The 26,695-nt window shown below is 61.8% G+C and carries 31 protein-coding genes and 1 pseudogene; 28 read left to right on the top strand and 4 right to left on the bottom strand.

Features of this window, described 5'->3' with window-relative positions:
* The first annotated feature begins 1 nt into the window (after position 1).
* The 25 genes and pseudogenes from CCOS191_RS17810 to CCOS191_RS17690 all read left to right on the top strand — a co-directional run bounded on the left by CCOS191_RS17810 (position 2) and on the right by CCOS191_RS17690 (position 20,104).
* On the top strand, positions 2-208 hold the full coding sequence (locus CCOS191_RS17810) for a phage head-tail joining protein (protein ID WP_046856363.1): 207 nt from the start codon (positions 2-4) through the stop codon (positions 206-208).
* Entirely contained in the window at positions 205-1,686 is a 1,482-nt protein-coding gene (locus CCOS191_RS17805; protein ID WP_046856362.1) for a phage portal protein, read from the top strand. Before CCOS191_RS17810 ends, CCOS191_RS17805 begins: the two co-directional genes overlap by 4 nt.
* Positions 1,683-2,834, top strand: a complete 1,152-nt coding sequence (locus CCOS191_RS17800; RefSeq protein WP_046856361.1) for a head maturation protease, ClpP-related — start codon at positions 1,683-1,685, stop codon at positions 2,832-2,834. Before CCOS191_RS17805 ends, CCOS191_RS17800 begins: the two co-directional genes overlap by 4 nt.
* Positions 2,831-3,178 carry a head decoration protein gene (locus CCOS191_RS17795; protein ID WP_046856360.1) on the top strand — a complete coding sequence of 116 codons (348 nt, stop codon included), beginning with the start codon at positions 2,831-2,833 and terminating at the stop codon, positions 3,176-3,178. The genes CCOS191_RS17800 and CCOS191_RS17795 overlap by 4 nt, the downstream gene beginning before the upstream one ends.
* A 61-nt stretch (positions 3,179-3,239) precedes the next feature.
* Positions 3,240-4,235, top strand: coding sequence for a major capsid protein (locus tag CCOS191_RS17790; protein WP_046856359.1), 996 nt, complete (start codon positions 3,240-3,242; stop codon positions 4,233-4,235).
* A gap of 2 nt (positions 4,236-4,237) precedes the next feature.
* Positions 4,238-4,552 carry a head-tail joining protein gene (locus CCOS191_RS17785; RefSeq protein WP_046856358.1) on the top strand — a complete coding sequence of 105 codons (315 nt, stop codon included), beginning with the start codon at positions 4,238-4,240 and terminating at the stop codon, positions 4,550-4,552.
* Entirely contained in the window at positions 4,549-5,211 is a 663-nt protein-coding gene (locus CCOS191_RS17780) for a hypothetical protein (RefSeq protein WP_046856357.1), read from the top strand. Before CCOS191_RS17785 ends, CCOS191_RS17780 begins: the two co-directional genes overlap by 4 nt.
* Positions 5,204-5,734, top strand: coding sequence for a hypothetical protein (locus CCOS191_RS17775; protein WP_046856356.1), 531 nt, complete (start codon positions 5,204-5,206; stop codon positions 5,732-5,734). The genes CCOS191_RS17780 and CCOS191_RS17775 overlap by 8 nt, the downstream gene beginning before the upstream one ends.
* Complete coding sequence (locus tag CCOS191_RS17770) at positions 5,731-6,312, top strand: phage baseplate assembly protein V (RefSeq protein ID WP_046856355.1); 582 nt, start codon at positions 5,731-5,733, stop codon at positions 6,310-6,312. The genes CCOS191_RS17775 and CCOS191_RS17770 overlap by 4 nt, the downstream gene beginning before the upstream one ends.
* A gap of 44 nt (positions 6,313-6,356) precedes the next feature.
* The gene (locus CCOS191_RS17765; protein WP_046856354.1) at positions 6,357-6,572 is read left to right on the top strand and encodes a hypothetical protein; all 216 of its coding nucleotides are present in this window, start codon (positions 6,357-6,359) and stop codon (positions 6,570-6,572) included.
* A gap of 2 nt (positions 6,573-6,574) precedes the next feature.
* Entirely contained in the window at positions 6,575-6,901 is a 327-nt protein-coding gene (locus tag CCOS191_RS17760; protein WP_046856353.1) for a GPW/gp25 family protein, read from the top strand.
* Positions 6,898-7,779: a baseplate assembly protein gene (locus CCOS191_RS17755; protein ID WP_046856352.1), complete on the top strand. Its 882-nt coding sequence runs from the start codon at positions 6,898-6,900 to the stop codon at positions 7,777-7,779. The genes CCOS191_RS17760 and CCOS191_RS17755 overlap by 4 nt, the downstream gene beginning before the upstream one ends.
* A gap of 1 nt (position 7,780) precedes the next feature.
* On the top strand, positions 7,781-8,389 hold the full coding sequence (locus CCOS191_RS17750; RefSeq protein WP_046856351.1) for a phage tail protein I: 609 nt from the start codon (positions 7,781-7,783) through the stop codon (positions 8,387-8,389).
* Positions 8,382-9,443 (top strand): annotated as a pseudogene (locus tag CCOS191_RS28605) (phage tail protein); the annotation flags it as partial. The gene CCOS191_RS17750 and the pseudogene CCOS191_RS28605, both read left to right, overlap by 8 nt.
* 1,214 nt (positions 9,444-10,657) lie before the next feature.
* Complete coding sequence (locus CCOS191_RS17740; RefSeq protein ID WP_046856350.1) at positions 10,658-11,038, top strand: phage tail assembly chaperone; 381 nt, start codon at positions 10,658-10,660, stop codon at positions 11,036-11,038.
* Between the two features lie 109 nt (positions 11,039-11,147).
* The gene (locus CCOS191_RS17735; RefSeq protein WP_046856349.1) at positions 11,148-12,314 is read left to right on the top strand and encodes a phage tail sheath subtilisin-like domain-containing protein; all 1,167 of its coding nucleotides are present in this window, start codon (positions 11,148-11,150) and stop codon (positions 12,312-12,314) included.
* A gap of 12 nt (positions 12,315-12,326) precedes the next feature.
* The gene (locus CCOS191_RS17730; RefSeq protein ID WP_046856348.1) at positions 12,327-12,836 is read left to right on the top strand and encodes a phage major tail tube protein; all 510 of its coding nucleotides are present in this window, start codon (positions 12,327-12,329) and stop codon (positions 12,834-12,836) included.
* A gap of 27 nt (positions 12,837-12,863) precedes the next feature.
* Positions 12,864-13,160 (top strand): phage tail assembly protein, encoded by a 297-nt coding sequence (locus tag CCOS191_RS17725; RefSeq protein WP_046856347.1) that lies wholly within the window; start codon positions 12,864-12,866, stop codon positions 13,158-13,160.
* Positions 13,161-13,291: 131 nt separating this feature from the next.
* On the top strand, positions 13,292-15,892 hold the full coding sequence (locus tag CCOS191_RS17720) for a phage tail tape measure protein (protein WP_046856346.1): 2,601 nt from the start codon (positions 13,292-13,294) through the stop codon (positions 15,890-15,892).
* A gap of 9 nt (positions 15,893-15,901) precedes the next feature.
* Positions 15,902-16,744, top strand: a complete 843-nt coding sequence (locus tag CCOS191_RS17715) for a phage tail protein (RefSeq protein ID WP_046856345.1) — start codon at positions 15,902-15,904, stop codon at positions 16,742-16,744.
* Positions 16,719-16,925: a tail protein X gene (locus CCOS191_RS17710; RefSeq protein WP_046856344.1), complete on the top strand. Its 207-nt coding sequence runs from the start codon at positions 16,719-16,721 to the stop codon at positions 16,923-16,925. The genes CCOS191_RS17715 and CCOS191_RS17710 overlap by 26 nt, the downstream gene beginning before the upstream one ends.
* 57 nt (positions 16,926-16,982) lie before the next feature.
* The gene (locus CCOS191_RS17705) at positions 16,983-18,041 is read left to right on the top strand and encodes a phage late control D family protein (protein ID WP_046856343.1); all 1,059 of its coding nucleotides are present in this window, start codon (positions 16,983-16,985) and stop codon (positions 18,039-18,041) included.
* 23 nt (positions 18,042-18,064) lie between these two features.
* Positions 18,065-18,616: a glycoside hydrolase family 19 protein gene (locus tag CCOS191_RS17700; RefSeq protein WP_046856342.1), complete on the top strand. Its 552-nt coding sequence runs from the start codon at positions 18,065-18,067 to the stop codon at positions 18,614-18,616.
* Positions 18,616-19,158: a lysis system i-spanin subunit Rz gene (locus CCOS191_RS17695; RefSeq protein WP_046856341.1), complete on the top strand. Its 543-nt coding sequence runs from the start codon at positions 18,616-18,618 to the stop codon at positions 19,156-19,158. The genes CCOS191_RS17700 and CCOS191_RS17695 overlap by 1 nt, the downstream gene beginning before the upstream one ends.
* A gap of 151 nt (positions 19,159-19,309) precedes the next feature.
* Positions 19,310-20,104 (top strand): DNA adenine methylase, encoded by a 795-nt coding sequence (locus CCOS191_RS17690; RefSeq protein WP_046856340.1) that lies wholly within the window; start codon positions 19,310-19,312, stop codon positions 20,102-20,104.
* Positions 20,105-20,581: 477 nt separating this feature from the next.
* Here CCOS191_RS17690 and CCOS191_RS17685 read toward each other — a convergent pair whose 3' ends face one another.
* Positions 20,582-21,259, bottom strand: coding sequence for an SOS response-associated peptidase (locus CCOS191_RS17685; RefSeq protein WP_046856339.1), 678 nt, complete (start codon positions 21,257-21,259; stop codon positions 20,582-20,584).
* A 107-nt stretch (positions 21,260-21,366) separates the two neighbouring features.
* On the opposite strand from CCOS191_RS17685, the gene CCOS191_RS17680 reads away from it, so the two are divergent.
* Together CCOS191_RS17680 and umuC are read left to right on the top strand one after the other, a co-directional pair.
* Positions 21,367-21,795 carry a LexA family protein gene (locus CCOS191_RS17680; protein ID WP_046856338.1) on the top strand — a complete coding sequence of 143 codons (429 nt, stop codon included), beginning with the start codon at positions 21,367-21,369 and terminating at the stop codon, positions 21,793-21,795.
* Positions 21,785-23,056 carry a translesion error-prone DNA polymerase V subunit UmuC gene (umuC, locus tag CCOS191_RS17675; RefSeq protein ID WP_046856337.1) on the top strand — a complete coding sequence of 424 codons (1,272 nt, stop codon included), beginning with the start codon at positions 21,785-21,787 and terminating at the stop codon, positions 23,054-23,056. Before CCOS191_RS17680 ends, umuC begins: the two co-directional genes overlap by 11 nt.
* A 231-nt stretch (positions 23,057-23,287) precedes the next feature.
* On the opposite strand, the gene CCOS191_RS17670 is transcribed toward umuC, so the two are convergent.
* Both CCOS191_RS17670 and CCOS191_RS17665 read right to left on the bottom strand, forming a co-directional pair.
* Positions 23,288-24,355 (bottom strand): DUF262 domain-containing protein, encoded by a 1,068-nt coding sequence (locus tag CCOS191_RS17670; RefSeq protein ID WP_046856336.1) that lies wholly within the window; start codon positions 24,353-24,355, stop codon positions 23,288-23,290.
* On the bottom strand, positions 24,356-24,943 hold the full coding sequence (locus CCOS191_RS17665; protein WP_046856335.1) for a hypothetical protein: 588 nt from the start codon (positions 24,941-24,943) through the stop codon (positions 24,356-24,358).
* 709 nt (positions 24,944-25,652) lie between these two features.
* Here CCOS191_RS17665 and CCOS191_RS28045 point away from each other — a divergent pair.
* Positions 25,653-25,808, top strand: a complete 156-nt coding sequence (locus CCOS191_RS28045; protein ID WP_156177654.1) for a hypothetical protein — start codon at positions 25,653-25,655, stop codon at positions 25,806-25,808.
* Positions 25,809-26,036: 228 nt separating this feature from the next.
* Here the strand turns inward: CCOS191_RS28045 and CCOS191_RS17660 are convergent, their stop codons facing one another.
* Positions 26,037-26,537 carry a hypothetical protein gene (locus tag CCOS191_RS17660; protein WP_046856334.1) on the bottom strand — a complete coding sequence of 167 codons (501 nt, stop codon included), beginning with the start codon at positions 26,535-26,537 and terminating at the stop codon, positions 26,037-26,039.
* Positions 26,538-26,695 lie beyond the last annotated feature (158 nt).

Genomic DNA, 26,695 nt, shown 5'->3' with positions numbered 1-26,695 from the left:
CATGGCTTATACAAAAGCAGACCTCGCCACCGTCGAGCGGGCGATCGCGCGCGGAGAAAAGATCGTCCGTTACTCGGACCGTACCGTCGAGTATCGAACCGTCGACGAGTTGATCAAGGCCCGCGACCTGATCAAGTCCGAACTGGTGAAGGCCTCCGGGCCGCGCTCGCGCGTCGTGCGCGTCTACCACGGGGGCAAAGGCCTGTGAGCGGACGTTATCTGACCCTTGGCCGCTCCGGCATTCTTGTGCCCGAGCGGATCAAGGCCAGCTATGAAGGCGCCGCTGAGGGACGGCGCTCATCGAACTGGGATGCGCCGGACACCGGCGTGAACAGCTTGATCATGCCGGCCTTGCGCAACCTGCGTTCTCGCTCCCGCAGCGCGGTCCGCAACGATCCCTACGCCGCCAACGTCATCGACAAGCGCGTAAGCAACTTGATCGGCACCGGCATCACGCCGCATCCGCAGCTACTCGACAAGGCGGTGCGCAAGGCGATGCAGGTGCTGTGGGAGGATTGGGTGGACGAAGCTGACGCCGATCAGCTCACCGACTTCTACGGCCTGCAGGCGCTGGTGGCGCGGACGGTCGAGCAGTCGGGCGAATGCTTCATCCGCCTGCGCCCACGCCGGCTGGAGGATGGCTACGCGGTGCCGCTCCAGCTGCAGTGCCTGGCGCCTGAATTCGTCCCCCACGACAAGTTCGAGTTGACACGCTTTGGCAACGTTATCCGCGCCGGGATCGAGTTCAACGGCATGGGGCGGCGGGTAGCGTACTGGTGCTACCGCAACCATCCCAGCGACAAGTCGGCGCTGAACGTCGGCTACAACCAGCTGGTGCGCATACCAGCCGAGCAGATGCTGCATGTCTTCGAGCCGCTGGAGCCGGGGCAACTGCGTGGCGTACCGCGCCTGGCGCCGGTGCTGAAGCGTCTGCGCAGCCTGGACAACTTCGACGATGCGGTGCTGTTCCGCCAAGAAGTGGCCAACCTCTTCGCAGGCTTCGTTCGCAAACCCACCCCGGACGGTCCGCCGCAGATAGACCCGCTCACTGGCGCACCGGTGAAATACGACCGTGACGGTTTCACACCGATGGTGGGGCTGGAGCCCGGCACGATGCAGGAGCTGTTACCCGGTGAGCAGGTCGAGTTCTCGGACCCGCCCGATGCCGGCAACAACTACCCCGACTTCATGCGGCAGCAGCTGATGGCCGCTGCCGCCGGCTCGGGGCTGCCTTACGAGCTGATGACCGGTGACATGCAGGGCGTGAACGATCGCGCGATCCGCGTGGTGCTGACTGAGTTCCGTCGCAGGCTGGAGCAACTGCAGTTCCAGGTCTACGTCCATCAGCTGTGTCGGCCGGTGCGTAAGGCCTGGATGGACATGTCGGTACTCGCCGGTGCGCTCGACCTGCCGAACTACTCGCAGCGCCGCCGCGATTACCAGCGCACCCGTTGGGTTCCGCAGGGCTGGGCTTACATCCACCCGGTGCAGGACGTCCAGTCGCGCACCATGGAAATCGCCGCGGGCTTCGCGTCACGCAGCGAGGTTTGCCTGCGAGGCGGTACCGATGCCGAGGTGGTGGACGAAGAGAACGCCGCCGATCTCGCCCGGGCGAAGTCCTTGGGCCTCACCTACAGCGCGTTGTCGGCGATCGATGACGATCCCGACGAGAAGGAGAAATCATGAAACCGTTGATGCCATTCCGCATCTTCAACAAGGTGCCCTCAGCGCCGAAGGTCGAAGACCAGCATTGGTACAAGATCAGCGCAGCGGCCGAAGGCGAAGGCACAGCCAACACCGAGCCTGCCCCAATCGAGATCTACATCTATGGAGAGATCGGTGGGTGGGGCATCACCGCGAACGAGTTCATCAAGGACTTGAAGGCGATCGACGACGGTGTATCGCCAGTCGTGGTGGCGTTCAACACCATTGGTGGTGATCTGTTTGACGGCCTGGCCATTCACAACGCGCTGAATCGCCTCGGTGAGCGCTGCACCGCGCGTATTGATGCGCTGGCCGCCAGTGCCGGCAGTGTCGCGGCCTGTGGCGCCCACCGCCTGGTCATGGCTTCCAACGCCATGCTGATGGTGCACAACCCTTGGACCTGGACCAGCGGTGATGCCGAGGACCTGCGCCGCGTCGCTGACGTCCTCGACCAGACCTTCGAAGCCATCATCGCGGCATACCGGGCCAAGGCCCCAGACATCGACGACGTCGAGCTGCGCCGCATGGTCAACGATGAGACCTGGCTGACGGCTCAGGAAGCCCTGGCGCTGGGCCTGGCTGATGAGGTGGGCAACGGGGTCGAGGTCAAAGCCTGCCTCGCGCAGGGCGCAGCGATGAAGCGGTACCGCCAGACGCCGCAGGCGCTGCTGGATCAACTGGCCGGTCAGGCGCCGGACGATGACCCAGCAACTCCACCTGAAGTAACCCCGCCAGATCCAGCAGCCTCCACGGCGCTGGCGCTGATGATCACCCAGGGCTGCGCCAAGGCCGGTATCAGCAACCTGGCCGAGACCCTGATCGCCTCCACCAAACTGATCGACCAGGCCACGGTGCAGGCCGCGCTGACACGGGCCAAGGGTGTTCACGACCTCTGCGTCGCGGCGCGTTTGCCCGAGCTTACAGCGGAGTACGTCAACACCGGCCTGGAGCCTGATGCGGTGCGAGCGCGCCTGTTCGAAAAGCTGGTCAGCTCCGGCAAAGGATTTGAGATCGACAACAGCCTGCCACCGGCCGACGACGAGCCGGAGAAGGTCAAGGCGCAACTCCCCAACCCATCCAGCATCTGGGCTGCCCGTCGGCAGGCCGCCAACAAAGGAGCACGACCATGAGCAGCATTCAAGAGGAACCAGTCCACGCGGGTGAGTTCCTGCTTTCCGAGGGCGCGGGGAAGATCTCCCGCGAAGCCATCAACATTGCCGCTGGCCCGGCCCTGGTCGCTGGGCAGTTGCTCGGCCTGATCACTGCAACCGGCGAGTTCGCGCCCTACGCCCCTGCGGCTGAAGACGGTACTGAAAACGCCGTTTGCATCCTCTTCGCCCCGCTCGGTGAGTCGGACATCTCGCGCCGGGGGCGCGCTGTCGTGCGGCTGGCCGAGGTTACCGAGGCGTTGCTGACGGGCGTCGATGCTGATGCCGAAAAGTCCCTGGCTAAGCAGTTCATCATCCTGCGCTGACCCAACCCTCTCTTTCTCCCAGCCCCGCCTTGTGCGGGGTTCTTACTTTCTGGAGTACCCCATGGCTGAGATTGCCATTTTTCAAGACGATGCCTTCAGCGTTGCGGCCCTGACCGCCGCCATCAACGAGCAGGAGTACGTGCCGGGCCGTCTGGCCGCCCTCGGCCTGTTCCGCGAGGAGGGGGTACCGACCCTGACCGTTCAGATCGAAAAGGACGGCGATACGCTGGCCTTGGTTCCTGCAGGTGAACGTGGGACCTCTGGCCTTGTGGTCGGCGGCAGCAAGCGCAAGCTGATCCCGTTCAATACCATCCACCTGCCGCAGCGCTTCTCGATCAAGGCTGACGAGATTCAGGGCATTCGTGCGTTTGGTACCACCACCGAGCTCCAGGCCGTTCAGGCAGTGGTGAACAAACGCCTGAGCAAGGTGCGCAGCCAGCTGGATGCCACCCATGAGTATCACCGCATGGGTGCTGTGAATGGCCAGGTGCTGGACGCCGACGGCACCTCGGTGCTGCTGGACATCTACAAAACCTTTGGTGTTTCCCGGCAGACGATGTCGATGGGCCTCAACGATCAGAACGCCAACGTCCAGGCCCAGTGCGTCGATGCGCTGGACATGCAGGAAGACGCGCTCGGCAACGTCACCACCACTGGTGCACGTGCCTTCTGCGGCAAGACGTTCTGGAAGAAGTTGATCGCTCACAATTCGGTGGTTGAGACCTACAAGGGCAGCGAGCAGGCCGCATCCCTGCGGGGTGACGGGCGTGCGTCGTTCGAATTTGGCGGCATCAGCTGGGAGCGCTATCGCGGCAAGGTGGGTGGCAAGGCCTACGTTGCCGACGACGAAGCCCGCCTGGTGCCCGAGGGCGTCTCGGATCTGTTCCTTTCGATCTACGCACCGGCGGATTACATCGAGACGGTTAACACCGAAGGCCTGCCGTACTACAGCAAGATCGAGGAGATGCCGTTCGGCAAAGGTGTCGACGGCGAGGCGCAGTCCAACCCGCTGCACATCTGCACTCGTCCCCGTGCAGTAATCCGGCTGACGCTCTGATCATGGCCTTCCGGGACCTGATTGATGAAGTGGACGATACGGTGTTCGATGTCCTGGGCGATCGCGCCCTGATCGATGGGCGCGAAGTGCAGGGGATGTTCTCTGCACCGTGGCTGCAGCCGAAGCTCGGCCGCATCACTACGTCGCTGCGGGAGCCGCATCTGGTTATCCGTGTGAAGGACAACGCCGGGGTCGAAGCCCGGCAGCGGGTAGAAATCGACCTGTCGGCGGAGGACGGCGGCGGCTCGTACACGATCGCTAGCGTCGAGCCAGGCGGTGACGGACTGGTTGCCCTGGTGCTGAGGAAGACGCCATGAGCGTCGGCAGCTATCACAAGGTGTCCTCCAGCACCGGGATGATCACCCTGCAGGCGGTGCCCCAGCAGGTCGCACGGTTCGATGAGTTTGTGGCCTTGGCTCCCAAGGCCATCGCCAAAGCTCAGCGTCGAGCGATCAACAAGACCCTGCGCTGGCTGCGCACCCACGTGGGCAGGGCGGTCGCTGTGCAGGAGCGGATCGCTGTGGCCTCGGTTCGTCAGCGCCTGCGGGCCTATCCGGTGGGCGGTGATGGTCGCGGCAAGCTGTGGTTCGGCCTTGATCCGATCGCGGCAAGTCGCGCGGGTCGGCCACGGCAAACCCGCAACGGGGTCTCGGTGGCTGGGCGCCGCTACCAGGGCGCGTTCTTCAAAGCGGTCTACGGGAGCAACCCCGATATCTGGATCCGCACGGCCAGCAAGCATTTCAAGGCGAGCGACTACCCGGCCAGCGAAGTATCAGGGGCCGGTGGGGCCAGCTCCGGCTGGATCGCCGAGAACGGCAGTCGCTTCCCGTTGGCCAAGGCGATGATCTCCCTGGAAGACGTGAAGCCGCACTTCGAGTCGTGGACACAGAAGGCTCACCAGCGGCTGCTGGAGGTCATGAGGCAAGAGCTCAACTACGAGCTGCAGAAACTGTTGGGGAGGGTTGGTAATGGCTGAGGATCCGATCCCACTTGATCGTTTGTACGCCGCGATCGAGGCGCACATCGCCGAGGCGCTGCCTGCATTGGAATACGTCGGCACCATGCCTGACCGGCTTGATCGGATTGCGATCCCCGCAGTGGTGATCGAGTTGGTCGAGTGGGAGCCGGGGCCGGACCCTGGTACTGGCGAGGTTGGGGTGGAGGCGAGATTCGAGGCGCGAGTTATTGTCGCGGGGGAGGAAGACTTTAGCCTCCGTATCGCCGCGTTCTCGGCGGCTCAGTTGACCGTGTTGCTGCGTATGCAGACATGGGGCATCGAAGTCGAACCGGCCAAGTTTGTCCGGGCTGCCCAGGACTGGACCCGGCCGGAGCTGGACGGATACGCCGTCTGGGTGGTCGAGTGGACCCAAGTCATCTACCTCGGCGAGGAGGAATGGCCCTGGCCGAATCAGCCGCCTGGCTCGATCGTCTGGGGCTTCGTCCCCGACACCGGGCCAGGCAGCGAAGGCAACTACCAGCCGCCGGAGGCCATGGAATGAGCTACGCAAGCGCGATGCACGACCGCATGCTGGCCAGTCTGGTGATCCCCTGCCGGGTGGTCGCCGTCGACTTGGTCGCCGCGATGGTGCGGGTGTCGGACGGCAGCGGCTGGACCAGCGCCTGGGTACGCTGGCACAGCCAGGCCGCCGGCAAGGCACGCCACTGGCGGGCGCCAAGCCTGGACGAGCAGGGCGCACTGATCAGTCCCAGTGGTGAGCCTGCCCAGGGCACGTTCGTTCCAGGGTTGTACGGCAACGCCGGTCCGGCGCCGGACAACCGCGACCATGTCGAGGTCTGGCGTTTCGACGACGGTGGTTCTCTGGTCTACGACTGGCAGGCCAACAGCTACACGATCGAGCTGCCCAGCGGCACGGTTGCGGTGAAGGTCGGGGCTTCCCGGGCAGTGCTGACGGACGACGCCATCACGGCACAGTCCTCGAGCATCACCGCCCAGGGTGACACGATCACGCTTAGCGGCGCGGTCACGATCAACGGAACACTGATGGTCACGGGCGACATCAACGGCGGGGGCCGCATCATCGACACCGCCGGCAACACGGCAAACCACAAACACTGACTATAGCCCGCCGAGTGCGGGCTTTTTCATGCCTGGAGGAAAGCATGGCCAGAACACAGCAAATGCCTGATGAAGGCGGCGAAGCAGCGCTGGTGCCGCGCGGCCCGGTGACCTTCATCGATCAGGAGTACACCCGCCGCAAGTTGATCCTGCCCGACTGGGTGGAGCTTGAGGTGGTGCAGGGCCAGGTCACGATCAGCGGCGATGACGCGGTGGGCCTGGCCTACATGCGCAACCGGTCCGACTTCAAGGAAGCCTGATCGTGATCGGCATGGATCGTCGAACGGGCCAGCCAGTCTCCGGCCTGGGGCATCTGCGGCAGTCCATCGAGGACATCCTCACTACCACGGTAGGCAGCCGCCGGATGCGCCCTGAGTACGGTTGCCAGTTGCGCCGCTACGTCGACCTGCCGGTGAACGAAGGCTGGAAAAGTGCGGTGCAAGCCGAGGTCGCCCGTGCCCTGGGCCGTTGGGAACCGCGGCTGCAGCTGGAGCGGGTGCGGGTGCTTGCGGTCATCGACGGCAGGATCGACCTGCAACTGACCGGCATGTACCTGGGCGACAGTGCAGTATTGGAGGTGAGTGCATGAGCGTAGTGGATCTGTCGCAGCTCCCGGCGCCGCAGGTGCTGGAGAGCCTCGATTTCGAAGGGGTGTACGACGAAGAGCTGCAGCGCTTTCGCCAGTACATGGGGGACAAATGGGACGCGCTGCTCGAGAGTGACCCGGTCACCAAGCTCCTCGAGCTGGGCGCCTACCGGCGTATGCAGAACCGGGCGCGGGTTAACGACGCGGCCAAGGCCTTGATGCTGGCCTATGCACGCGGCGCTGACCTTGACCAGCTGGCCGCCAATGTGAACCTGCAGCGGCTCGTGGTGCAGGCCGAGGACCTGAATGCGGTGCCTCCGGTTGAGCGTGTGCTTGAGGCGGACGATGCGCTGCGTGAGCGCGTGCAGCTGGTCTATGAGGGGCTGACTACTGCCGGCCCGCGTAACAGCTACATCCTGCACGCGCGCAATGCCTCCGGCCGGGTAGCAGACGCGACAGCCGAAAGCCCGGCCCCGGCCGAGGTGGTGGTCACGGTGCTGGATCTGGAGGGCATGGGCGTGCCGCCGCCGGAGTTGCTGGAGACGGTGCGCGCACACTTGAGCGACGACGATGTGCGGCCGGTGGCGGACCGTCTCACCGTCCAGGCGGCCGAGATCCTGCCGTATCGAGTCGAGGCCGTGCTGTACAAGGCTGGTGCGGGGCCGGAGAACGAGGCCATCCTGGCGGCGTGCCGGGCTCGGCTGCAGGCGTGGGTTAACCCCCGGCGCCGCTTGGGCCTTGAGGTTTCGCGGTCGGGGATCGATGCCCAGTTGCACATTGACGGCGTGAGCCGCGTGGAGCTGGTGGGTTGGATGGACATCCGCCCCACGAAGGAACAGGCAGCCTGGTGCGAGGCGATCGACGTGGCATGGGGTGGCTGACATGAAAAGCCTGCTCCCCGTGAACAGCACCCAGCTGGAACGCGCCGTCGAGGTCGCCACGGACGAGCTGACCGACATCCCCTTGCGGACTTTGTACAACCCCGACACCTGTCCGGCGCATCTGTTGTACCAGCTGGCCTGGGCCTGGTCGGTGGACCGTTGGGACGACACCTGGCCGGAGTCGGTCAAGCGGTCAGTGATCCGCTCCGCGTTCTTCGTGCATGCGCACAAGGGCACGATTGGCGCGCTTCGCCGCGTCGTGGAGCCATTCGGCTACCTGATCGAAATCAACGAGTGGTGGGAGCAACTGCCCCCGGCCACGCCGGGCACCTTCGGGTTAAAGATCGGCGTTTCGGATGGGGGCATCGATGAGGAAACCTACCGGGAGCTGGCCGCGCTGCTGGATGACGCTCGTCCTGTAAGCCGACACCTTACCGCCCTCCAGATCAGTCTCGAGAGCAACGGCGCTTTCTTCTTGGCCGGGGCACTGAGCGAGGGCGACGTGTTGGACGTTTACCCGCCCGTGCAGTTGGACATTGAGGTCACAGGCGCGATTGGGCGCGGTGGCCGTGAAACCACTATCGACACCCTGGACATTGCACATGGTTGATCAAAATTCCCAGTTCTACGCGATCCTCACGAATGTGGGCGCGGCGAAGCAAGCGAACGCGGACGCCCTGGGCGTGCCGTGGAAAATCACGCAGATGGCGGTCGGCGATGCCAACGGCACCGACCCAACGCCGAACGCGACCCAAACCAGCCTGCTCAATGAGTGGCGCCGGGCGCCGCTGAACCAGTTGAAGGTGGACGACAAAGACCCCGCGATTATTGTTGCGGAGCAGGTGATTCCGGCGGACGTGGGCGGCCACTGGATTCGCGAAATTGCCCTGTACGACGCCGACGGCGACATGGTGGCAGTGGCCAACTGTGCGCCGACCTATAAGCCCCTGCTGTCGCAGGGCTCGGGGCGCACCCAGGTGGTGCGCATGAACCTGGTGGTGAGCAGTTCCAGCAATGTGCAGCTCAAAGTTGACCCCAGTGTCGTGCTGGCCACCCGTGAGTTTGTGCTGGAGGAGCTGGCCCGCCAGGACTTCAAGCACACGGTGCTGGCTGCGACGACGGCTGCCATCAACCTGAGCGGCCTGCAGACGGTCGACGGGGTGGCTCTGACGGCCGGGGCGCGGGTGCTGGTCAAGAATCAGGACGCCGCGAAGGATAACGGCTTGTACACCGTGGTCGCCGGTAGCGCCTGGACGCGCTGCACCGATGCCGACTCCGCCGCGAAGGTCACGCCCGGCTTGCTGGTGCTGGTCGAGCGCGGCACTGTCAATGCCGACAGCGCTTGGCAGTTGGTCACAGACGCCCCGATCACCCTGGGCGTTACGGGCTTGGCCTTCGAAATGGCTTTCGGCCGAACTGGGGTAGCCGTTGGCACTTATCGCAGTGTGCAGGTGGACGCTAATGGTCGCGTGCTGGCCGGTACCAACCCGACGACAGTCGCCGGCTACGGGTTGACCGACGTGTACACCAAGACCCAGGTCGACGCGGCGCTGGCCTTTAAGGCGCCGTTGGCGAGCCCGGCCCTGACCGGCGTCCCGACGGCCCCGACCCCGGCCAAGGGCACGAACACCAGCCAGCTGGCGACCACCGCGTTTGTGTTGTCCGAGGTCCTGGGGTTGGTCGATTCGGCGCCGGGGGCGCTCGATACGCTGAAAGAATTGGCGGCGGCCCTAGGCAATGACCCGAACTTTTCGACCACGGTGCTGAGCGAGCTGGCGAAGAAAGCGCCGTTGGATAGCCCTGCCTTTAGTGGTAAGCCCGTGGTGCCGATGCCACCAGCCGGCGCGCGTGATGCTCAGGCCGTTTCCGCGTTGTGGGTGGCGCAAGAGCTGTCCCGGTGGGGGATCGGCACTGACAACATGCCGGACGTGGTTAATACCGACCTGAAAACCATGTTTACTGGTGGCCAGTTTTTTATCGGCTCGGGCTGCACCGGGCTACCACCTGGCACGGCCTACGGGTACTTGGACGTTTTGCCGAATTCAGGCAATGAGGCCATCCAGAAGTTCTATAGCGGGTCGAAAGCATGGCGGCGCTTTTCGACGGCGGGCGTGTACTCGACCTGGGACGAGCAACCGTCCAAGGCTGTTGTCGATGCGGCTATCAAGGTCATTTCGGATGCCCTGTCGACCAAGGCTGACGGCCAGCTCATGGCTGACGAGCTGAGTAAGCGGTTGCTTGTTGGTGGGGTCAGCCAGCAGCGCCCCCGGATGGCCTCGCCGACTAATACAGGAAACTGGGACTCTACGGCGCTCGAAATTCGAGAAGTGCAGCAAGTGGGGGAGTGGGCTCCAGACCAGACTGGCGAGCAATGGGGGCCCGCTATAGCGTTCCACTGGGCCGGCAAGTACGGCGGCAAGCTGCATATGGATGTCACTGGCGTCCTGAAATGGCAGGGCAGGCCCTTGGCAACGCTTGATAGCCCGATCTTTACCGGCTTACCCCGTGCCGATACTCCACCCGGTGGCGACGAATCGACACGGCTCGCGACGACGGCGTTTGTGCAGGGCACAGTGCGCAATACGGCGTTGCTCACGCTCGGGATGGGTCAGAGCTGGCAAGACGTTAAGGCGTGGCGAGCGCTTAGCACGACGTACACCAACAGCACCGGTAGGCCTATAGCGGTCACGGTGACGGGCAGCATCGCGGCCGGCGTGTCGTTGACGGCAGTGGTGAATGGCGTTGTTGCGGCGATGCACTTTACAAACGCCGGCTACGCCACCCCTCCTTTTCTGGCTTTCATTGTCCCCCCAGGCCATGCCTATTCGGTTAACGGCACAGGGGGGATCACTATTTCTGCGTGGTCGGAGCTTCGGTGATGAAATACTTTCGGAACCTTGTAACGGGTGAGGTTTTTGCGTTCGAACCGGACGGCTCCCAAGATGAGTTCATCGGGCTGGATCTGGTGCCCATGAATCCTGCCGAGGTGGAAGCGCATTTGAGTCAGCCGGCGCTGACTCGGGAGCAGATAGAGGCCGCCGAGCGGGCTTGGCGCGATACGGCTGTGGCTACGGTGCTTTGGCTGCGTGAGCGTCACCGTGACGAACAGGACCTGCAGCGCAGCACCACGCTTTCAGGCGAGCGATTCACCGAGCTGCTCACCTACCTGCAGTCCCTGCGCGACTGGCCCCAGTCAGCGCAGTTTCCCGAGATCGAGCGCCGTCCCGTCGCGCCGTCCTGGATCGCTGAACAAACCTGATGAAGCCCCGCACTGCCGGGGCTTTTCTTTGTGCGCGTGTCGGCAGTTGCCGGCGGCACCTTTCCCAGGCCTCGCAAGCGCGGGGCCTTTTCGCATCTGGAGACTTTGCATGAGTGGCTTTTTCCACGGCGTTACCGTAACGAACGTCGACACCGGTGCGCGTACCATCGCGCTGCCGTCGTCCTCGATCATCGGCCTGGTCGACACCTTCACCCCCGGCCCCGACGCAACGGCCAAGGCGAATGACCTGGTGATGATCACCAGCGAGCGCGAGGCGGTGGCCGCGTTCGGCCCGAATGCGGCAATCACCAAGGCCTGCCGGGCGATCTACACCCGCGCCAAGGCGGTCATTGTCGCCTGCGGCGTGGCCAAGCTGGAAACGCTCCCTGAGCAAACCTCGGCGATCATCGGCGGCACCCTGGCCGACGGCAAGCGCACCGGCCTGCAAGCACTGTTGGACGGCAAGAGCCGGTTCAACGCTCAGCCGCGGCTGCTGGTCGCGCCCAAGCACAGTGCCACCCAGGCTGTCGGTACCGCCCTGGTGGCCCTGGCCGACAAGCTGCGTGGCATTGCCATCATCGACGGGCCGAACACCACTGACGAAGCGGCTACGGCCTATGCCGGCGAGTTCGGCGCCAAGCGCGCGTTCCTGGTCGATCCCGGCATGCAGTATTGGGACACCGACGCAAGCACGACGGTGAATGCCCCCAGCTCGGCCTGGGTCGCCGGCCTGTTTGCCTGGACCGACCGCGAGTATGGGTTCTGGGCCTCGCCGTCAAACAAGGAGTTCGTCGGCATCACCGGGACCTCGCGGCCGATCGAGTTCCTCGACGGCGATGAGACCTGCCGGGCCAACCTGCTGAACAACGCCAACATCGCCACCATCATCCGCGACGACGGCTACCGCCTGTGGGGCAACCGCACCCTGTCCAGCGATCCGAAGTGGGCCTTCGTTACCCGCGTGCGGACCATGGACATCGTCATGGACGCGATCCTCTACGGCCACAAGTGGGCCGTCGACCGCTCGATCACGGCCACCTACGTCAAGGACGTCACCGAGGGCCTGCAGGCCTTCATGCGCGACCTGAAGAACCAGGGCGCGATCATCAACTTCGAGGTGTTCGCTGACCCTGAGCTGAACACCGCCAGCCAGCTGGAGCAGGGCAAGGTGTACTGGAACATCCGCTTCACCGATGTCCCGCCGGCAGAAAACCCCAACTTCCGCGTCGAGGTCACCAACCAATGGCTGACCGAAGTCCTCGACGCCAACGCATAAGGAGCGAACCCCATGGCGATGATTCCCGAAACACTGGCCAACCTGAACCTGTTCGTCGACGGCGTCAGCTTCCAGGGCGATGTGCCCAGCCTGACCCTGCCCAAGCTCACTCTGAAGATGGAAGAGCACCGCCCGGGCGGCATGGACATGCCCATCGAGATGGAGCAGGGCATGGAGAAGCAAGAGGCCGCCTTCACCACCACCGGCGTTCGCCGGGAGTCGCTGAAGTTCTTCGGCCTGGCCGATGGCACCGCCTTCAACGGCACCTTCCGCGGCGCCTTCAAGGGCCTCAAGGGCAAGGTCACCCCAGTGATCGTTACCCTGCGCGGCGCGTTGAAGGAGGTCGACATGGGCGACTGGAAGGCGGGCGACAAGGCCGAGATCAAGCACAACGTTGCGGTGACCTACTACAAGCTCGAGGTCGACGGGCGCCTGATCTACGAGATTGATGCCCTGGGCATGAAGCGCGTGATCGACGGCGTCGACCAGCTCGCCCAGCAACGCCAGGCCCTGGGCCTTTAACGTACTCACAGATAAGGACAACACCTCATGAGCAAGAAGATCCCCGCTTACCTGCAGCTTGAAACCGACCGCGTCATCGTCACCTTGAGCAGGCCCGCCGAGTGCAATGGCGTGCAGGTGGACAAGCTGAACCTGCGGGCGCCGACGGTGCGCGACATCCGTGCTGCACAGCAGCTCACCAATGGTGACGATGAACAACGCGAACTGAACCTGTTCGCCTCGCTGGCCGAGGTCGGCCTGAAGGACCTCGAAGGCCTGACCCTGAAGGACTACAGCCGTTTGCAGGCCGGCTATTTTCGCCTGGTGCAAGACGACGAGCTTTGACCCGCGATCTCAGAAGCAGCTGGCCAAGCGGCTGGCGAAGGAGTTGGGTTTCTCGGCGGCAGAGATCTCTGCGATGCCCTGGATGGACATCGTCTGGTGGCTCACGGATTGAGCCTGCAGGAGGGTAGCGCATGGCAAAGCTAGCGATCGCGCTGGAAATCGGCGGGGCCGTTGCCGCATCGCTTGGTTCGGCATTCGGTACCGCCAAGGGTCATATCAAAAAGCTCGAAGAGAGCGGCAGCCGCGCGAAGGTGTTGAAGAACACCATCGGCGAAACGATCAAGCTCCGGGAGGAATGGAAGAAAGCGCACGACAGCGGCGCGGCGGCGGCCTCCGGGTTGCTGCGGCGCCTGGAGGGCAATCTCGATGCGCTGAAGAAACAGGGCGTCGAGGTTGGCCGGCTGTCCAAGGAGTACCAGCGACTCGGGCGTGAAGCGAAAGCTGCAGATCTGCAGCAGAAAGGCCGGCAACAGATCGATGCGGGCAAGTCGTCGCTCAAGTCCAACATCGGTGCCACCGTCGTCGGCGCCGGTCTGGCGGCGATCCCGACGAAGATCAGTGCGGACTATCAAGCGATCATCCGTGACATCGCGATCAAGTCGGACATCGTCAACAAGCCGCAAGAGGCCCAGCTCAGCAGGGCGGTAATCGATACCGCGCGTGATACCGGAATGTCGCGCAACGACGTGGCGGACCTGATCAACCAGCTGGTCGGCGCCGGTATGGAGGTGGACAAGGCCATGGCCTATGCACCGACGGCGGCGAAATTCGCGGTGGGCCAAGGCTCCTCGGGCGTTGACACGGCGGCGATGATTCAGGCGCTGCAGCAGAACGCCAAGATCACCGATCCGAAGGTTATGCAGCAGGCGCTCGAGGCCATCGCTTACCAGGGCCAGGCCGGTAGCTTTGAAGCCAGCGACATGGCGCGCTGGTTTCCGCAGCTGTTGGCGGGCATGGAGAAGGGCGGTGTCACGGGGTTGGATGCGGTCACTTCGCTGGGTGCAATGCTTCAGGTGCAGATGAAGACTGCCGGCAGCTCCGACGAGGCGGCGAACAACTTCAAGAACTGGATGGAGAAGATCGGCGCCGGTGACATCCAGAAGAACTACGAGAAGGTGGGGATCGACTACCAGAAGTCGCTGAACACCGGTTTGCAAAAGGGCATGAACGTCTTCGAGGCGTCCATGGGCCTGGCCATGCAGTACGTCGAGAAGACCGACCCCAAGAAGGCCCAGGCGATGAAGGACGCCCAGGCCAACATCGATAAGGAGGCTAACCCGGAGAAGGTCAAGGCGTCGCTCGAGGCGCTGGAAAGAAGCCTGCGCACCGGTGATGTGTTCGCCGACATGCAAGTCAAGGCAGCCCTTACGGCCTACGCGCAGAACCGGGGGCTGTACAACACCCTCAAGGCCGATTCGGCTGATGCGAAAAAGGTAGGGGGCATCCTCGACAAGAACCTGGCCGAGCGTCGAGAAACGTCCAAGCAGCAGTGGAGCGAGTTGGGCCAGGCCGTGGATGACTCGATGCGTAGCATCGGCGATGCGATCCGCCCGGCCACTGACCTGCTGGCGACGGGGTTGACCAAGATCGCTCATGGCATCACCTATCTGTCGGACAAGCTGCCTGGGCTGGTGTTGGGCATTTCGGGGGGTGCTGCGGCGGCCATGGCGTTCCTCACGGCACGCAGTGCGATCAAGGTTGGGCGTGGGGTGATCAACCTCGCACGGGGCCGCAGGATGGGGCGTGGCGCCGGTGGCGAGGGAGAGCTGCCGGAGACGGGCAACCCGATGGTCGATGCAGGCCTCGGCGCCTTAGGCAAGGTGTTCGGTGCGGGTGCTGCGAACGATGATCGTGTTGGCCTCGGGAGCGAGCCGCAGCGTGTATTTGTCGTCAACGCCAAGGACCTCGGCGGGTTCGGATCCTCAACGGGAGGCGGCGAACCGGGCGGTCGGCGCCGACGCCGGCAGCAGCGCAAGGGGCGTGGCGGGCTTGCGCCGCGTCGGTCCGCTCCTACGAGTGCAGTCGGGCGAGTGGCGCGCGCGGGTACCTCGACCGGGATAGCTGCAGCGTCGGCGGTTTCCGAGGTTGGTCGGATGGGCCGAATGCTGGGTGCCGTCGGCAAAGTGTCGAAGGTGGTCGGCAGGCTCCCAGGCGGGAAGGTGCTCGATGCGGGTATGACCGTGGTCGAGACCGCCATGAACGCGAAAACCCAGGACGAGAAGGCCGAGGGCTACGGCAGTGCGGCAGGCGGGTTGGCCGGAGCGCTGGCGGGCGGTGCTGCAGGTGCGGCGCTCGGTTCGGTTGTGCCGGTCTTGGGTACGGCGATTGGTGGAGCCATCGGTGCTGCGATCGGTGGCCTCGGCGGTGAGGGCCTGGGCGGCTGGCTGGGCAAGAAGCTGTTCGGCGAGGACGAGCAGGTGGCGAAGTCCGACAAGGACAAAGCCGCGCCAGGGGATGTCGCGCGATCGATCGCCGCCGCAGCGCCCGCTCCCACGGCGCCCGTCGTGGCCCAGGCGCTCGAGCAGGCCAAGCCGAAAGCGGACCCGCCCAAGGTCGACCAGCAGTTCTCCTACATGCCCAACATGCCGATCACGGTGCAAGGTGACGTCAAGGACCCGCAGCAGGTGTTCCGCTCGCTTGAGGGGATGATCCGCAACAGCTGGGAAACCTGGTCACGGGAAAGCCTGGCTCGCCAGGCCGCTGGTCAGCTCTTCGATCAACCTCATGTTTAAGGAGGTGCCATGGCCTACATGGCGTCCATGCAATCGACGCTGTCGTCGTTGATTGCGGCGGGGGAGGCTGGCCGTACCAGCCTTGACGGTATGCTCGGCCCGCTGACCGGTGCCGTTGGCGATATGACCGGCGCCGCTTCGGAGCTTGAGAGCCTGCCAGTCCTTGGCCCGGCCCTCGGCCAGAAGCTGCAGCGCACGATGCGAGCCATCAACGCGGCCCAGTCCACGGTGGGGCAGGTGGCATCAGTCTACAGTCAGGTGGTTAGCGGAGCGGCAGCGGTGCAAGACCGCATCGGCTCGCTGAAGGAGCAGGCCGGCAGGGCCTCGGCGGCGATCAGCCGCATCGCTGGGCAGGCAAGCCCTACGCTGGCCAACATCCTGCCGACCAGTGCGCTCGCGCCGCTGGCCACGCCGGCTGCCGATGCCATCAAGCCATTCCCACACCTGCTGATCCTGCAGCCGCTCGATGCCAAGCAGCAGCCTTACTACTTCAACCTGGATACCGCGGCCTTCGACCAACTGCGACGGCAGACCTCGGCGCGCTGGGCCGGCCAGGAGCGCCTGACGCGAACCATTGCGCAGCAGGCGGTCGGGCAGGGCGAGGACAAGATCACGCTTAAGGGGGTGATCTTCACCAGCAGGGGCGGGATCAAGCAGCTGGATGCGCTGCGCACCATCGTCCGCCGACTGCAACCGGTCAGCCTGGTGACCGGTTACGGCGACGTGCTGGGCACCTGGTGTTTGACCAACCTGGACGAAGAACAGGGCGCGCTGCTGGCCGGCGGCATCCCGCGCAAGCAGGGTTTCTCACTGGAGTTTGTGAAGTATGGCAACGACATGCAGAACGTCTGACGGGGATCTGCTGGACACGCTGTGCTACCAGCATTACGGGCACCTCAACGGCACGGTCGAGCTGGTGCTGCAGGAGAACCCTGGGTTGGCGGATGAGCCACAGCCCTACCGCGCCGGGGTGATCATCGTGCTGCCCGAACTGGCAGCACCGTCGATCGAGACAATCGAGCTGTGGGGATGACCCACCGCCACACTCCGAGCCCCGCCCAGTGCGGGGCTTTTTCATTCTGGAGGGCCTATGCAACCCACTTTCCGCATCGTCGCTGATGGCAGGGACATCACGATGCTGATCAACGACCGGCTGATCCTGCTGAGAACCACCGACAAGCCCGGCATGGACTCTGACGAGTTCGAGCTGCGAATCGATGACCGCGACGCAGTGGTGGCTTTGCCTGCTCGAGGTGCGCGGATCGAGGTTCACCTGGGCTACGTTGGCCAGCCGTTGGCTCGCTTGGGCCGATACACCGTCGACGAGATCGAGGTCTCGGCGCCGCCCCGCACCATGGTGATCCGTGGCAAGGCCAGCGACATGCGTGGCACCGGCAAGACCACACGCAGTGGCAGCTGGGAGGGCGTGCCTCTGTCGCAGATCGTCCGCGACCTCGCCGCGCGCAACGGCTGGACGCCGGTCTGCCCGGTGCAGACGAAGGTCGATCGCGTCGACCAGCGCAACGAATCCGACTTCAACTTCATCACCCGCCTGGCCAAGCAGTACGACTGCACGGCGAAAGTGGCCGACGGAAAGCTGCTGGTCATGCCCCGTGAAGCCAGCCTGAGTGCCAGCGGCAAGGCCTTTGGCACGGTCACGGTCACCCCGGCGGATGTGAGCCGGTGGCAGTTCCGACTCGGCGATCGCAGCGCGCAGGCGGCCGTGAAGACCACGCATCAGGACAAGAAGACTGGAGAGTTGGCCGTCATCGAGCTGAGCAACGACGACGCCCCCTCCGGCTTGCCGGGTGTGCATACCGATCGCCACATCTACCCGAACAAGTCGGCAGCCCAGCAGGCGGCCAAAGCCAAGCTCGCGGCATTCAACCGCAGCACGGCGAGCGTGCGCCTGCAGATGCCCGGGCGAACTGATCTCTTCGCTGAGCGGGTGATCACCGCCCAGGGCTTCAAGGATGGGCTGGATGGGCAGTACCTGGTCGACAGCGTCGAGCAGACGTTCGATGCCTCTGGCTGGTCGACCGCGGTGGAGTGCAACGGCGGGAAGAAGGGCAAGGCCAAGGCCAAAGGTAAGGGCAAGAAAAAGAAATCCGACCAGCCACTGAGGGTGGTAGCGGTGAACCCGGCCTGAGCGGCCACAACAGGAGATTCAAGATGACCGTCACACTCAAGCAGCTGCAGCAGATCCTCCCCAACGCCGGCACCCAAGCCGGCGTTTTTCTTCCTGTCTTGAACGCGGCGATGGTGAAGTGGGGGATCGTCACTCCCTTTCGCAAGCGTGCGTGGCTCGCCCAGGTTGGCCATGAATCGGGCCAGCTGCGCTACGTTCGCGAGCTGGGCGGCTACCAGTACCTGAGCAAGTACGACACCGGCAAGCTCGCTGCACGCCTGGGTAACACGCCCGAGGCCGACGGCGACGGCCAAAAGTACTGTGGCCGTGGCCTGATTCAGATCACCGGGCGCGCCAACTACAAGCGCTGTGGCGAGGCGCTGGGCCTGGACCTGCTGGCCCACCCCGAACTCCTCGAGCGCCCTGAGCATGCCGCAGACTCGGCCGGGTGGTTCTGGCACCAGGCGGGGCTTAACTCGCTGGCCGACAAGGGGCCGTCGGCGTTCGAGGCCATCACGCGGCGCATCAACGGCGGCCTGAATGGCCTGGAGGATCGCTTGGCGATCTACAGGCGTGCCGAGCAGGTGCTGATCTGATGGGCCTCGAATCGCGGCTCGCCCTGCTAGCCCTGGTGTTCGGGGCCGTTATCGGTGCACGGCTTGCCTGGTTGTGGCAGGCCAACGAGCTGACCACGCAGGCGGCGGGCTATGAGCAGCAGCTTGCGGCAAAGGATCTGGAGCATAGCCGAGAGCGGGAGGGGGCTGCGGTGGCAGCGCTCGACCAGCTCGAGCAGATGCAGAAGGCAAGGCGTGCCCTGGAGGATCGCCTGCAGGCCCAAGATAAAACCCACTGGAAGGAGATGAACGATGCTCAACAAGCTCAGGCTCGCCTGCGCGACCGGCTTGCTACTGCTGATCTGCGGCTGTCAGTCCTGGTCGACGCCGGATCCGTTGCCGCCCAGAGTTGTGACGGTAGGAGGCGAGCGCCCGCCGGCACCGGAAGCGTGGTGGATGGAGCCCTACGCGCCCAACTTGACCCAGCGCATGCTCGACGAATTATCGCCATCACCGACGAAGGCGATCGAGGACTGATTGCGCTGAAGGCCTGTCAGGCCTACGTGCGCGAAGTTATCAGGTAGTAAAGAGGCGAGCCGGGCGGATGCGTCAACATCCAGCCCGGCCCGCCGAACCCGCAGACCCTTCCTGCAAGTCCAGCCGTGGCCCCTGCCTTGTGCACAAAGCGCGGCGAGCCTAACACCTGTCTATCCATACAGTAAAGACTTGCAATCAATGACCTCTCCAATCATTCCCTGGATGGGCGGCAAGCGCCGCTTGGCCGACCGCTTGATCCCTCTCTTTCCCCCTCATGAATGCTATGTCGAAGTCTTCGCCGGCGGTGCCGCGTTGTACTTCATGCGTCCCCAGGCCGCCCCGGTCGAGGTGCTCAACGACCTCAACGGCGACCTGGTGACGCTCTACCGGGTGGTGCAGAACCACCTCGAGGAGTTCGTCCGCCAGTTCAAGTGGGCGCTCAGTTCGCGGCAGATCTTCGAGTGGCAGAAGATGACCCGCCCCGAGACGCTGACCGATATCCAGCGCGCCGCCCGGTTCTTCTACCTGCAGCAACACGCCTTCGGCGGCAAGGTCACCGGGCAGACGTTCGGTACCGCCACCACGGGACCGGCCATCAACCTGCTGCGCATCGAGGAGAACCTCTCGGCCGCCTGGCAGCGTCTCGCCGGCACCTACGTCGAAAACCTGCCCTGGTTCGACTGCGCTGAGCGCTACGATCGAGCGCACACGTTCTTCTACATGGACCCGCCTTACTGGCAGACCGCCGGCTATGGCGTCGACTTCCCGTTCGAGGAGTACGAGCGCATGGCCGACTTCATGCGGCGCTGTAAGGGCAGGGTGATGGTCAGCATCAACGATCACCCGGACATCCGTCGAGCCTTCGACGGCTTCCACTTCGAGTACCTGGATATCCGCTACAGCAACACCAACCAGCGGCAGGGCAAGGCCGAGGTCACCGGTGAACTGGTGATTTTGAATTGGGTCCCGGAATCATTGGGAGGGCTGTTCTAATCACGAACTAACATCTGAAGTAACTTTACGATCTCGATGGCTAGGATTAGGGCGAGGTCGATAGTCATATGCATTCTCCTGGGTGAGTTGGTCCGCCCGGCAGTTTATAGTCGCCGGGTGGAAGGTTAATTAGTGCTGCTCGATGATTAAAGCTACAGCTCCGAGTAGTTGTCAATGCTTGCTCGCGTTGATTTTATTGGGTGTGTCTCTAAGCCGCAGTCCATGGGTGTCAAGGGGTTATTCGCCGAAAGGTTAGCGATGCTGTTACCTATCGCGGGGTGTATAAGTTACGCAGTCTGAGTGACTTAAGTGGGCTGCGCACCTTGCTTCACTTGCGTAAGTTTTGCAAGGGGCATGGCTTAGCATGGTTCTAGATATCTTTTGTTATCTTTAGCTATCGGAAGATACCTAAAGGATATCTTTCTAGTATTCAAAGGGTACTAGTTTGGTAGCCTTTTAGTACTCGAAGGATACTGGTTAGGTATCCCTGGCAGTTATGGGTAAAATTAATTGCGGGCCTTGGTTCCGTACGTTTCCTACTGCTGTGCTTACCCGATACCACTCGAAGGTTTGAGCTGGTTCGCCAAGGTTGAGTGCTATCTGTTCGGCGTGCTCGCTGGGCATGGCGGCCGCGATCCATTCAACAGCCAGGTCGGGTGACAGTACGACCGGCCGTCGATCATGTACGTCGACCATCCCGCCCTGCGCGTCCGCGGTGATGATCACGAACCCGTTGTGCTCGTTGCCGGAGAATTGGCCGATGGAGGCGCATAGGGAAGGTCGTCCATCTCGCCGACGGATGTAGTAGGGTTGCTTCTTCGGTCCTCCTTCGTCCACCCATTCATACCAGCCGTCCACCGGGGTGATTGCCCGGTGCGGCCAGATCGCACGGAAGAAGGGGCCGTGGGCCACTTTCTCAACCCGGGCATTGATTGGTTCAGCTCGGTCTTTCGCCCAGTGGGGACGCCACCCCCATCTCACCAGGTCCACCCTAGGGCCTGCGTCATCTACCCGAAGCACGGCGACTTGAGTGGTCGGCGCGACGTTGTATCGGCCGAGGGGGGCGTCACCTACGTTGTTCCTCCAGGCCTCCGGCATGCTCAGGGTGTCGACGAAATCATGGATACCGCGGTACTGGCTTAGCCTCCCACACATAACCTACCTCGCTCGTTTGTCGGCTACATTGTGTCCGCGCATTGACGCAGGAAAGGTCTGACAGTTTACTGTATTAATATACAGCTATTCATTCGAGTTGATCTGCCATGACCATCACCTTCCTCGGCGCGCCGACGGGCGGCCCTGTGCTGCTGCCGGTTTATTCGTTCCGTGTACCGGCCGGATTCCCTTCACCGGCAGCGGATCACTTGGAGCGCCATATCTCCCTTGACGAGCTGTTCGACCTACGTGCTCCTCACGTGTACCTGGTGCAGGTGGAGGGCGACAGCATGCAGGGGGCCGGGATCTTCTCGGGCGATCTTCTCATCGTAGACCGCAGCAAGGAGGCCGAGCACGGCGACATCGTGATCGCCGCGATCAACGCCGAGCCTGTGTGCAAACGCCTGTACCGGCGTGACGGAGTGCTGATCCTGCAGTCGGAGAATCCCGCGTACCCTCCGCGGCACGTCATGGAGGGCGACGACCTGGTCATCTGGGGTGTGGTTCGCTACAGCGTGCGCGACCATGCCCAGTGACCAAGTGTTCGCGCTGATCGACTGCAACTCGTTCTACGCGAGCTGCGAGCGGGTGTTCCGGCCGGATCTGGCCAAGACACCCATCGTGGTGCTGAGCAACAACGACGGCTGTGTGATCGCCAGGTCATACGACGCCAAGCCCTACGTGAAGATGGGCGAGCCCTACTTCCAGGCCAAGGAGAAGCTGCGGCGGCATGGCATCGTGGCGTTCTCGTCCAACTATGCACTGTATGGCGACATGAGCGAGCGGGTCATGTCGTTGATCGAGTCGATGGTGCCGGCGGCCGAGGTGTACTCGATCGACGAATGCTTCGCTGATCTCACCGGCATGCAGGGAAGCCTGACCCAGTTCGGCCGGGAGGTGCGCGCCAAGGTGCTGCGCTGTACCGGCATCCCAGTGGGTGTGGGGATCGCCCGCACCAAGACCCTGGCAAAGCTCGCCAACCACACCGCGAAGCGCCTGCAGGCACACACGGGTGGGGTGGTCGATATCACCGATGACTTCAAGCGCGATTGGGTATTACGCAACACGGAGGTGAAAGAGGTGTGGGGCATCGGCCGGCGAATGACTGCGCACCTCGAGGCGATGGGCATCCGCATGGCCATGGACCTGGCGAAGGCCGACCCACGGATGCTGCGCGACAAATTCAGCGTGGTGGTGGAGAAGACCGCGCGCGAGCTCGCCGGCACACCGTGCCTCGAGCTGGATGAGGCTGACCCGCCGAAGCAGGAGATCTGTTGCAGTCGGATGTTTGGCAAGCGGCTGACGGAGCTGGCACCGATCAAGCAGGCGGTGGCCACCTACGCGGCGCGAGCGGCGGAAAAGCTGCGCGCCCAGGGATCGGTATGCAAGCGCATGCGGGTCAGCATCCGTACTGGGATGTTCAACCCGGACGAAGCCAAGTATGCCAAGGGCGCATTGGTCGAGCTGCCATACCCAACCAATGACACGCTGCTGCTTACCAGGGCCGCCACCGAAGCGGCAGGGCAGGTCTACCGCTCGGGGTTCCGCTATAGCAAGGCTGAGGTTCTGCTGATGGATCTGCGGCAGCCGGGGGAGTTTAGCGGTGATCTGTTCGCCGTGACGCAGCCGGCGGCTTGTGATCGGTTGATGTCGATGCTGGACGAAATCAACGGCAAGTACGGCCGAGGAACGATGCGCACGGCCAGCGTCCCCGACACCCCTGACTGGGGGATGCGGCGCGAGATGATGAGTCGTTCGTACACCACGCGGATCGATCAGTTATGGCGAGTCCGGTAGAAAGGCAGTCCAGATCATGGGGCAAAAATGGGGCAACTGAGCGCCATTCCATGCTCCTCTATGCCCTTTGGGCTCTTCATCGGCAGATAGAGAAAAGCGCCTAAGCCCTTTGCGTATGGGGCTTGGGCGCATTTTCTCGTCAATACTCCAGCACAATCGGGGTGTGTTGGGGTATTGGCCCTGGGCCAGGTCTAGAACTCCGCTAGAAAGTCGTGGTGTCGTCAGTTAAGTTTAGGCAATCGAATCGTTAACAATCGGCTGGAGATATTGCGCCCTGAGGCTTCTAGCTCTCGTGCTGTTCACGGCTTCTGAAGCCGCAAGTTTGTAATCGTCGGGGAGCTTCTCTTCAAGGTCTTTCAAGTTTTCCACAAGCTTTGTCGGGGAGATTTTCAAACCGTCATTGATTGCATTAGAGAGAATAACCATCAATGTGAAAATGTTAGCTTTATTGAGCCAGTAGGATTTGGCATTCCATTTGGTACTCAGAATTATCTCTGCAGACTTGTTCATTAGTTGGACGATGCTTTCTTTTTCATCGAATTCAAATGCGTAGTCGTCTAGCAGGTCGTTCGTCTTTTCGTTCCTGTTGAAGTATCCGGAGATAATGGCGGACATTATGTTTAGTACGTGCATTAGATGGACTTTCCTGGAAAGTTCTCTAGGGGTGAATACTCCCTTTTCCAGCATCAGCTTCTGAATTTTTTGTACTTTTTGTTTTTTTGCCCAGTCTATAAACTCGGAAGGAACGTTAGGGTCTATGTGAAGCTCAGATTCAACAGCTTCAGGAAAGTACAGTTCGTCCGTCATTAGCTTCGCGACACACATGTACTCTGATGAAGCGTATTGAGTTGCGGCTTTTTCAATGGTTGTAAGCGAGTTAGATGTTCTGTTGATTCTTTGGAAGATTTCGATGATTTTGGGGTTGTCATTTTCCAGGTCGAGTTCAATGACAGCCACTTCATATTTCAGAAATTCAGATTTTTCTTCATTTGTGAGGTCCTGATAATATTTGCCACTCACCTCAAAGAATCCATTGATGAAGTCTAGGATCGCATTGGTGCGCTGCTGGCCGTCCACAATGCATGCTGTGGCCTGCATTGTATCTACGTCAACCTTTCCCTTTGAAATGAATATCTGAGGGAAGGGTAACCCCAGAAGTATGGTTTTGATAAAGTCTTTTTTATGAATCTCTCGCCATACTAGGTTGCGTTGAAAGTAAGCATCTGGAATTAATCGTTTTGCTTTGATTTCGTTTACGAGAGTGACCAATGATACTGAGCGAACTCGATATTCGATCATTTAAATTCCCTTTGATGTTCTGTAGTCTTCAATAAGTTGCGAGTGCTTCGACTCAAAAATGTATTCCGAGGCGTAGAGTCCAGCATTTATTGATTTGAATGTGTTTCTGTAGTCGGCGCTGATTTTGGAAAAAAATTTTCGCCACTCTCTCGCTTCCTTGCACTGCGGCATTAGATCCGGCCTGAATATCCCTTTTGTGGTGTATTTAAAAAATGAATGGTATGTTGGGCGTTGGTTTGAGTCGCGCCTGAACTTGGTAAGGTCGGAGTAGCCATTTGTTGCTTTGTATGAAATGTCAACATACTTGAGGAAAAGGCTGGGGTCTATGATTGCTACGTCAAGATCTGAAACTTTTGGTGTGAAAGTGTTTTCTTTGTGAAGGCTCTTTTCAGTTTTTGAGGAGCCTACAATCTGGATGGCAGAAAATGGGATGTCAAAAAAATCCTTGATTTTGTTTAGAATCTCAAATTCGAGATCTTCGCCATCTTTGAATGCTGCTGTGGGATAGCTTAAAAAGATTTTCCTGGCAATCAGATTCGAGGGAACACTTTCCCGAAGTGAGCGCTCGATTGCCTCGATATGCTTCAACTTTAGCTCCTTTCAATATCTTGAAGTCCAGCCATCGCTTTTCCTTGTTGGCTGCAGGCACCAGCCCATCAGTGGGCCCGTCCCGCTTTTCGGTGGCAATGGTCACCTAGCAGCCGTTTATGATCAAGAGGAGAGCGTATCGGGATGAGCGTGGAGGGTAGGTTGCTGGACCGCACAGCGAAGACCTTAAGGGTGTCGTTGGTACAAAATTGGTACGCCTGCGTGTTAGAGGTTCGCTAGGCCTCATGAATCAAGGCTTTCAGGAAAAACCTGCCCAATCCATCATCGGCGCCACGGAGAAGCGGCGGGAGGGCTCGGGGCGTGGTGCAGTGGAGGTAGCGGCTTGAGAATGCATAAGTGAGGGGCACGAACTCAGCGAAGCCAGACGGCAGGGGCGCTGGCAGGCAATGTGAAGAATGAATGGCTGCCAGTTTACCAAGCATGGCGAGATTCGTCCGGTTTGATCGGCAATCAGGTGCTGGCCGGTGCCTTACGCTGAACGTGTACACCGGTATTTCGCGCCACCGGTCGCATGGGCAGCTCTTCCTCTTGCCAATGATGACCAATGGGTGGGGCAAAGAAAAAAATCCTACGACTTCGGGGCCTGACGCCAAGACGACCGGCGGCGCGACGGAAAATCGAACGAGCCCGTGAGCCTCTTTTTCAAATCAGGTGTGGTATCCAGCAATTCCTTCCGAGGTATGCAGCGATGAGCACCGATCCGAGAGAGCAGGGTGGCACCAACCCAGACGATCCCACGACGCCTGACCCAGTGGAGGACGATCCGCTCATGGATGAGGAAGAGGAAGGCGAGGGCATGGGACAGCAGCGCAATCCAGACGACCCGGCGCGCAGGCCTGAGTGAGCGAGTTGTCAGGCCGAGCCCAGCTGCGTGCTGGGCTTTTGATCTGTCCGCAGGATCGGGTATCCACTCGGCCCATGGCGACTTGGTGGACATCGAGAGGTTACCCAAGGGCGCACGATGCGCTACGAGCGGGCACCGCCATCGAGTACAAGTGCGCGTTCGGAACTAAATGAGGGCTGGGCGCGTTGCGCGAGTCTTTCTGGCCATGGGCCGTGCCCAGGAGAGGGGCTATTCCGCCAGCGGGACCTGCCGGCTGATATCTATTTCCAGCATGGCATCCAATTGTGTTTCGATCTGCAGGAAGCGCATGGCGCGCTTAGGGGAGATCTCATCGGCGAGGCGACGCGTGTATTTTTCCCGCAGTTGGATGTGGTCTTCCTGAAGGGTGTAAATGCGATTGAGCAGGTCGGTTGCCAGGTCGTCGGTGACATAGCCTTTGCTGTAGGCCTGACCGTAGTCGATCATGGTTTCGAGAATGCCCTTGTTGATCTTCAGCGCTTCGGCGCGATAGGTGTTGTAGATCGGCCAGAACTTTTCGTTCTCCGCGCCCGCCAGGTCCATGTGGGCCTTGACGATCTGTTTACGCTTGTAGTCAGCGTCGTCCAGATTGTTTTGAATCAGCGCCTGGTTCTGTTTCATGACCTCCTTGCCCGTGGGCATTTCACTTTCAGCGGCGATCAGCGGCAAGCTGCAAAAAGCCAGGAGTGCGACAACAGTGCGCAACAGCATATCCATTTCCTCGGAGCGGGTGATGTGGGTTTCAAGGACTTCAGCAGGCAGTGCGGCGGCTTGGAGCGCGCAGCCTGGCATGCGTTAACAGCGTCGAGGCGCAAGGATAAAAGGCGAAGAATCTAAAATCAATCAAATGAGACAAATGTGACTCATTT

Source organism: Pseudomonas sp. CCOS 191 (assembly GCF_001007005.1).
GTDB lineage: Bacteria > Pseudomonadota > Gammaproteobacteria > Pseudomonadales > Pseudomonadaceae > Aquipseudomonas > Aquipseudomonas soli.
This window is presented reverse-complemented; position numbering and strand designations above follow the sequence as displayed.